This is a genomic window from Agromyces humi, assembly GCF_009720255.1.
Taxonomy (GTDB): Bacteria; Actinomycetota; Actinomycetes; order Actinomycetales; family Microbacteriaceae; genus Agromyces; species Agromyces humi.
Genome location: NZ_WJSP02000704.1, coordinates 1 through 826, shown reverse-complemented (window position 1 = coordinate 826; position 826 = coordinate 1). Strand labels below are relative to the sequence as shown.

Sequence of the window (826 nt, the reverse complement as noted above, 5' to 3'; positions counted from 1 at the left end):
GCCCAGCTCGTCGGAGCCGATCGGCCGCACGCGCTCCCCCGCGACGAGTCCGAGCGCGGGCTCGGCTCCGGCCGCGCGGTAGCGGACGAGGGCGAAGGGTGCGGCCAGGCCGTCGGACGACGATGTCACGGGTGGTTCTCCATTCGGGCGCGCGTCGTTGGGTGCGCTCCCTCAGTCAAGCGCGTGCCGCGATATCAGTGAAGGCTCGATCGATGATGGAGTGCATCAGTCCTGTGGATGCGCCGTGCCCATCGCACGAGCGATCGGCAGGCCCCCGCCGTGGCCGGTGAGCCCGCCGTCGACGGCGATCTCCGCGCCCGTCACGAATGAGGCGGCCGGTGCGAGGAGCTGCACGATGACGGCGGCCACCTCCTCGGCCCGGCCGGAGCGCCCGAGCGGCGACGACTCGAGGTTCACGGCACGGAACGCGTTGGGCGCGCTCGCGGTCATCGGCGTCTCGATGAAGCCCGGACTGACGAGGTTGACCCGGATTCCGCGCGGCCCCAGCTCCATCGCCGCCGTCTTCGTGATGCCCCGCAGCGCCCACTTGCTCGCGCCGTACGCGATGCCGTAGTGCGCCATGGCGCCGGCAGCGGACCCGACGTTCACGATCGCGCCGCCGTCGCCCATGAGCGGTGCGAGAAGCCGAGTGCCGAGGGCGGGCCCGGTGGCGTTGACGGCGTACGCGGCCTCGAAGTCCTCGGCGGTGACGTCATGGAGTCGCGCGCGCCGCGTGATGCCGGCGGCGTTGACCAGGCCATCGATGGTGCCGCCCTTCCCGACCTCCGTGGCGCTCGCCAGCCGCCCCGCGAGTGCTGCCCAGTCC

1 protein-coding gene is annotated in these 826 nt (G+C 72.9%); it reads right to left on the bottom strand.

Annotated features, from left to right (window positions below):
• Positions 1–225 precede the first annotated feature (225 nt).
• A partial coding sequence (locus tag GH736_RS23660; protein WP_159607532.1) for an SDR family oxidoreductase occupies positions 226–826 on the bottom strand: 601 nt, incomplete at its 5' end.